General features: G+C 29.5%; 5 protein-coding genes. All 5 read right to left on the minus strand.

What is annotated here, in order from left to right:
* Positions 1 to 67: 67 nt before the first annotated feature.
* Genes FWJ32_RS08870 through FWJ32_RS08890 form a run of 5 tightly spaced genes read right to left on the minus strand, consistent with a single transcriptional unit; the run spans position 68 to position 6,905 of the window.
* The gene (locus FWJ32_RS08870; RefSeq protein ID WP_149545595.1) at positions 68 to 916 is read right to left on the minus strand and encodes a hypothetical protein; all 849 of its coding nucleotides are present in this window, start codon (positions 914 to 916) and stop codon (positions 68 to 70) included.
* Positions 909 to 1,325, minus strand: coding sequence for a hypothetical protein (locus tag FWJ32_RS08875; protein WP_149545596.1), 417 nt, complete (start codon positions 1,323 to 1,325; stop codon positions 909 to 911). Before FWJ32_RS08875 ends, FWJ32_RS08870 begins: the two co-directional genes overlap by 8 nt.
* A gap of 38 nt (positions 1,326 to 1,363) precedes the next feature.
* Positions 1,364 to 2,401, minus strand: a complete 1,038-nt coding sequence (locus FWJ32_RS08880; RefSeq protein WP_203227647.1) for an RAMP superfamily CRISPR-associated protein — start codon at positions 2,399 to 2,401, stop codon at positions 1,364 to 1,366.
* Positions 2,402 to 2,413: 12 nt separating this feature from the next.
* A complete protein-coding gene (locus FWJ32_RS08885) occupies positions 2,414 to 5,839 on the minus strand; it encodes a CRISPR-associated protein Csx11 (RefSeq protein ID WP_149545598.1) in 3,426 nt (1,141 codons plus the stop codon).
* On the minus strand, positions 5,826 to 6,905 hold the full coding sequence (locus FWJ32_RS08890; RefSeq protein ID WP_149545599.1) for an RAMP superfamily CRISPR-associated protein: 1,080 nt from the start codon (positions 6,903 to 6,905) through the stop codon (positions 5,826 to 5,828). The genes FWJ32_RS08885 and FWJ32_RS08890 overlap by 14 nt, the downstream gene beginning before the upstream one ends.
* Positions 6,906 to 7,006: the final 101 nt, after the last annotated feature.

Raw genomic sequence — 7,006 nt, forward strand, 5'->3', positions numbered from 1 at the left:
AAAATCCTTCTTTTCTTAAAAAATGTATTATAAAAAGGGCTTAATAAACCCTTTTTATAAAATAGTTTTATTCTATTTCCTTAAACAAACCTTTATTAAGCGAGTATTTATCACTTTTATTTACTTTAACATTGCTACCAGGGACAAAACATAAAGTAAACTCTTGACCATTATCTTGATCATCATTTTTATTCGACATGATTTTATTGAAATCTAATTCAGCAATAGTTCGATATTTCCCTTTAAGCAGGTCAACACCACCAACTTCAATATAATTTCTTATTGAATTGTAAATTTTATTACTGTTTTCCATCAAACAACCATTCTCATCAATTTGCCACTTTGCCAGATATTCTTTTTTTATTTCTCGGACATCGTCTAATTCTAATCTTCCAAACCCATATCTACCATCGCCACCAATAACAATTTCCAGACCCTTCAATAGATAATTTTGGGGTATATTTTCATCTTCCAATTTTATAAGACCTGTCCAAAAAACCTGTTTATTATTATCCTTGCTTTTAGGAAGCATTATTTCTGTTTCATGAAGTGATTCATCTTTCGCACTTTTTGTAATTGAAACTATTGCTGTTGATACAAACGTGTCAGTAAGCTTCCTTCTTAATTCCTCTTCAGTATATTCTCCATAATATAACTTTCCATGTTCGAATTTGGGAAAAAGCCCTTTACTTTCATCAAAATAAGGATAAAAGCAAGTTATCATTTCGAATTTCTTTTTAACATCATTAAACACCTTTTCCGTTCCACCATTTTTTAATCCATAATCATTAACCAGGGCACCCCACATAGTGTATCCAGGAATAAATAATTCTGTTTCCGATACTACACCATAGTTGTATTTTCCTATATGAAATGGACCTAATTGTTTAAAAACAAGTTTGTACCACTTACTCATCTTTATCACCAAGTGCTTTCGCATGATATCGAGCATAAATTAGGGCCCTTTCAAGAGCATCTTTGAAAAAAAGTAGATCGGGCAAATTCTCTGATAATTTTTCGAAAAATTTTTCTTCTCTATAATTAGCTTCATTATTTCCTATATTACCATATTTATTTGAAAGCAAAAAAGGTTTTAACGAAGCCACAGGTTTGTCAATGAAAATCTCTTTATAGGATTTATCATCTTTGCCTTTGCTTAGACAGTAAACATAATAGGCATATACACCATCGTTTGCTAAAACTCCCAAAGCTTTATCAATATGATTTATTAGATTTTTTCTTATTCGTTTATCTTGCTGCTTATATATCCCGTCTACTATTTCAAATCCTAATTTATTAAGCTCTGCATCAAGATTGCTGCTCATTTTTTGTTCCTCCTTCACTATAAGATTTGTCACCATCGCTATCTTATAAATACCTTCATTCTGCCAAAACCTCTTGTCACCATGCCACCTATGCCAAAACTTTCATAATATCTTGATGCATCCTTTAACATTGCTTCTACCTGACTAAGACTTGGCATATCGTTGGAAACCGGTCTTTCAATAAGTCTTATATCACCGTAAAATACTGTTCCTCTTGGTATGGCTTCAGAAGTAAATAATGCACCTACTTTTGAAGCACCAGTAAGAGGATCTATAGAAACAGAAGTCCTTACTTCAAGGTTGGAATTGATTATATGAGATATTAAATCATCTGGAACTAAAACAATTTTGTTTTGTATATATTTCTTGATATCATCCGGTAATTCATCCGCAATTGGGTAATGCTTAATTTCATATGGAAGGTTGAGCCACCCAAGATTAATATTGCCTTCCTTATTTTTTTCACTTCTCTGCACAACAATGACTTTTTCACCTTGTGGAAATTCAACACCCTCTATAGAAATTTCTGCAAATTCTAAAAGTTGCTTAGATGTTATCCACATAATACCTTCACGTGTATAAACAGGAAAGAAAATTATATTAAGATCAGAGAAAAAGGCAATACCTTGCTGCGATTTACTATCCTTTGAATAACCAAATGTCTTGCATACAATACAGTGCCCACAATGACCAGATTTTTTTGAATCCATTTTCTCAATTTCCTCATCATTTTCGTAGTACTCATTTGGCTTATCATCCTGTCCTGCACACTTCATCATAGACCATTTATTTCCTTCGTACTTCATCCACTCTTCCAGGTTATTATTAAATAACTTTTCTAAATTATCTATCACTTTCCTTTTTGATGGGTTCATTCTATACTCCTCTTTAAAAGCTGACTGTAATTTTAATGCCGAATAAAACCTCATGGTACCTGCAAAGCTTGAACCAGGAATCTTAGGTATCCTTGTAATAGGATCTCTTACTATTGTATTATCAACCCTACCTATTGTGTATCCACCTGTGCCAATGTATATTGGATCAGATGCCATTGAATATACTTTTAAATCACTCATCATTTTAACCCCCTAAAGTTTTTTTAATGCTTTATGCCAAAATTCATACATATCAATAAACATTTTTAGAATAGTTTTAAACTCACTTAATGAACTTCTCTCAAAGTCATTCCAGTTTTTCTTTCCAAAAATTGCAGCAAATTTATCTTTATCTTCTTCATCTTTTAAATTGAGTATATTTATAAAAGATGAAAGCATAAATTGTTTTAACCCCTCATCTTCTCCTCTCCAGTCTTGTAACTTTGAATATAGTAAGCTTACAAGGTTTTGAAGTTTTGCTTTTCGTTCTTCCTTACTGAAATATTTAAAAAACTCCTCAAATAATCTCCATTTATCAAGTGTATATGGTCTATTATCTTTTTCATCTAATCTTTTTCCCGATTTATAATAAATATCATTTCTTCTTGTATTTACATCAATAAATTCAAAATCAAAGGTATTTGGATATACACAAAACTTTGTGCTTTCTGCTTTATTAGCAGTAGTATCAAGCCATACACTATCTTTTTCGGGATTAGTATAGAATTTATATTTTCCATTATCATCACAAATCTCATAAAGAGCGTATACATCTTCAAGTTTTTCAGCTTGTTCATATCCATTTATGTAATGAAAGCTATTTTTTTGAAACGCTTTTAATTTCTCAGCATTTATTTGTATTTTAATGTCATCATAATTTTCTAGATCTCTTTTTATATTTCTTAATGCCTTAAGTCCAACATATAAAGGTTTTTTATAATCTTGTATTACAACACCTATATGCATGGGTAATTTGCCAATGACATATTTAAATTCTCTATTATAACGTTCTTCCACTTCCTTTATAACCTGCGGCGCACATTCGGCCGGTACTATAAACTGCCACATAGTAGGTGTTGGATCCATTATCGAAATATATGGTAAATAATTTTTATATCTTGCATTTTCAAGTGTTATTTCTGTTTTATCTTCATCTACTGTTTCTACATGTTCCAATTTGTCCTTAATCCAATCAACATCGCTTGATTTTATTTTATTATATATATCTTTATATATATCTTCTTTTTCCTTTTCTTTTTCTTTGACATCGTCTTTCTTAATTAAATCTACTGCTTGTTCTATAGAAGATATTAAATATACATTACCTTCTCCATCACTCATAAATTCTAACCCTTTATATCGATACTCACCTTTTTTAACATTATTAGTCTTCCAGACAATTCTCTTGCTTCTCCATTCTTTTTTGCTTTCACCATCAAACATAAATAATGTCAGATCTTTCTTAATGTTATTTAAAAAATCCAAAGTAGTCTCTGTAATTCTCCTAAGTCTTGCAGGGGACGGATTCTTTCTAACCAAAAATTGCAAAAGTATTTTTGAAAGAAATTCAATATCATCGTCTGTAAGCTTGGTCCAACATATCTTTCTATTTTCAAAATCAACTATTCCTTTTTGATTTATCAAATCTTCCCATCTATCGCCAATAGAACGCTCTAATAAAACATCGTAAATTTGTGTTTCTATGTATGCAAAAGAAAAAATATCTTTAACAAGGATATAATCGTTATTAAACCATTTTGAATTTTTGTTTATTCTTATTTTCCTATTCATAAGATCAATTGAATTATTATCAATAGTTTTATTATTAATATCCTTATAATTTGGATCTATATTATCAAAAATCTCTTTAAGAAAATCATAAAAACATTCAAAAGATCTTTTTAATTCTTCTTTTAAGCTACTCAAATTTTCACTATTACAAATTCCAACATATGGGCCCTCAATTCCTTTATCAAACAAATCTAAAAATTTATTTATTAATTCTTTGTTATCTTCACGAAAGTTTTCAAACATTTTTAAGCTGCCATCATTCATGAAATTTTTATAAACTGTGTCCATATTCCTTAAAAGTGTTATTATATTCTTTATATTATTATAAAAATTTTCATTTCGAATTACTAAACTATTAATCAAATCACCATCTAGCCATTCTTTCATTTCAAATTTCAGAGTCACTAATGCTATACGTCCCTTTTTATCCTGAAGTTCTCCTGTCCAGATTGTCTCATAATCTATGTTTTCTACCCACTCTTTCATCCTTGATTCTTTTCTATCACTGCATATATCACATAAAATCATGTCGTCTTCTTTCTTTCCAGGCCTCAAACCGCATATTTTGCACAATCCGTCATAACTTTTATCTTTTTCGTTTTTATCACATATGTTATCATCACGTTTAGCCAATATATTTTTGCTAAAATTTTCAGGTAAACATGGTTTAAAAAAGTTCTCTTTTGATTTTTCCACAAGAATTGCTAAATTCATCGTACCTCTTGACGGCTCTGTCAAAAGTATAGCTGGATAAATTTCGCCATTGAATATTTCTTCAAATATCTTAATAATATCTTCTTTTACTACATTTATTTCATCATTTAGTTTATATAATTTATCATCTTCTTCATCGCCACTAATATTTTCAGGTACAACAAAGTATATACCTGTCTCATCTCTATATATTTCATTGCCCAATGTATATTTTTCTTCTATTAACTTTTTAACTTCATCATCACAATTGTTAATATTTTCTCTATACCACGATATAAAATGTGTCTTTAGCGATTTATCAACTAAAGAAAGTTTATCATATTGAATTCCTAATATACTCCATCGTATATTTTTAGGTGTCTCATAATCAGTAGACTTATTTTTATCAAGACACATTGCGGCAACCGCTGCTTTAAACAAAGATGCTGACATATATGCCTGATCCCATAAAGTAACATCATTTACAGGAAACCTATTATCACTTAAAAGATGAGAATACCATTCTTTTATCTCCGAAAATACAAATCTCCTTATTTTTATCCAATCTTCATGAGTTAAATTGTCAAGATTATTATCAAGAGAAGACAATTTAAGCCATAGTTTATTAAAGAAGTTAATACGCGCATCATCAAAATTACTTTTTTTCACTTCTTCTTTAAAAGTTCCAAAAGCATTCGAAATCCATAATTTATCAAGCTGCTCTTTAGGTGCCCCTTTATCTATGCCTGAATTTATATTTTCACAGCCTCTAAAAAAAACTTTAACTAACTTCTTTTGATCTTTATCATCTACTGCACCAGCATATATTATATCAACTAAATTTACTTTTTCCTCAAAAAAATCAAAGTTAAGCTCTAATTTATATATAAAATCTTTTAGTTTTTTATCAATAGATTCTAAATCTAAATCAAAAGGCCTTACTCCATCCTTTTCTTCAAAATACGTTTTGTAGCTCTTAAATACATCATATCCAAATTTGTTTTTAAAACAATTTTCATCTAAACCAGAAAAGTAATTTCTCCAATTGCCAATAAAAGCATGTGTTTTACCCAAATTAAAAAGCAGCGCTCCAACTTCAGCTTTTATTATCTCTGTCTTTTTATCTAAAAGATTGTTTAAATCAAGAGTTCCCATTCTCACAAACTCCCTCCATGTTAGAGAAACATTTAAACTCCTCTAATAATTCAGCAAGTCCCCATCCAAGTTTTGTTTTTGCGCCTACACCATAATAAGTTAAAGCTTTATTTATAAGCTCTCTTATAAATTCAAAATCTTCTTTTGACTGATTTTTTATTTCTTCATCAGAACAAAGTACTGCATCAAATGGTATATATATTAGCTGTAGATATCCCTTTGCATCTTTTGGCACTACTTCAAAGTGTATAGGGCCATTACCTGCTTTTGTTTTCCTATAATGTGGATTTATGACCTCTAAAGATATATTATTAAAATAAGTCGGGTAGCAAACTAACCTTCCCCTATGAACAGCACATATATCTAACTTATTACTATTTTTAATTTTTATTTCAATTTGTTCAATCACTTGATCCACTAAAGAGTTTTTATTTTCTTTTTTTATATTAATGTTTACTCCACACTCAAAAAGTGCATATTTTATTAATTCTTTCTTGAGTTGATCAAGTTTATATTCTTCCTTAATATTTTTGTCTATGTAATCATCTAAAAAATCCTTCAAGCTTCTAAAATCTTCAGATCCAGTACCAAAAATTCTATAAATTTTTCTATACGCATTAATAATTTCTTCAATATAAATATAGCCATTTTCTAATTTATCTTCCAAGATCTTAAAAGCAGTCTTAAGTAGCAGACCTTTCCATCCACTTCCCCTTATCATTGGTACTTTAAAGACTTTTTCCTTTAAAATGGGATTATCTATGATATAAAGTTCATCATCATCTCTTGAAAAATAAGGCGAAATAAGTTTAAATTCCTGATAAATAGCAAAAGAGCCCGGAACCAATGAACTAATATGAGATTTCATTTCGCTTTCATCTAAAATACCTGATATAAGTTTTATGTCATTAAATGTTTCTTCTTTTGCAACGTATGGAAATTTTTCTTTAAGCTTTTTTGTAATATCAGTTTCTTTGTCGTTCTTATATTTATAAGCATATTTCATGAAATAAAAGTAATTATCTAAATCTTTTATATCATCCAGTATTGTTTCAAAATTAGCCATTTTGTACTGGCCCCCGATTATTTGGACTTAAACGACTAACACTCCTCGACTCACATTATTTCTTAAAATTTCTTCATAAAATTTGCTTGGCGTCATATAGC

This window comes from Calorimonas adulescens (assembly GCF_008274215.1).
Lineage (GTDB): Bacteria > Bacillota > Thermoanaerobacteria > Thermoanaerobacterales > UBA4877 > Calorimonas > Calorimonas adulescens.

Bases quoted from the DNA above. Each gene is read 5' to 3' on its own strand.
- FWJ32_RS08870 (WP_149545595.1), bottom strand. From the start codon at position 916: ATGAGTAAGTGGTACAAACTTGTTTTTAAACAATTAGGTCCATTTCAT.
- FWJ32_RS08875 (WP_149545596.1), bottom strand. From the start codon at position 1,325: ATGAGCAGCAATCTTGATGCAGAGCTTAATAAATTAGGATTTGAAATA.
- FWJ32_RS08880 (WP_203227647.1), bottom strand. From the start codon at position 2,401: ATGAGTGATTTAAAAGTATATTCAATGGCATCTGATCCAATATACATT.
- FWJ32_RS08885 (WP_149545598.1), bottom strand. From the start codon at position 5,839: ATGGGAACTCTTGATTTAAACAATCTTTTAGATAAAAAGACAGAGATA.
- FWJ32_RS08890 (WP_149545599.1), bottom strand. From the start codon at position 6,905: ATGGCTAATTTTGAAACAATACTGGATGATATAAAAGATTTAGATAAT.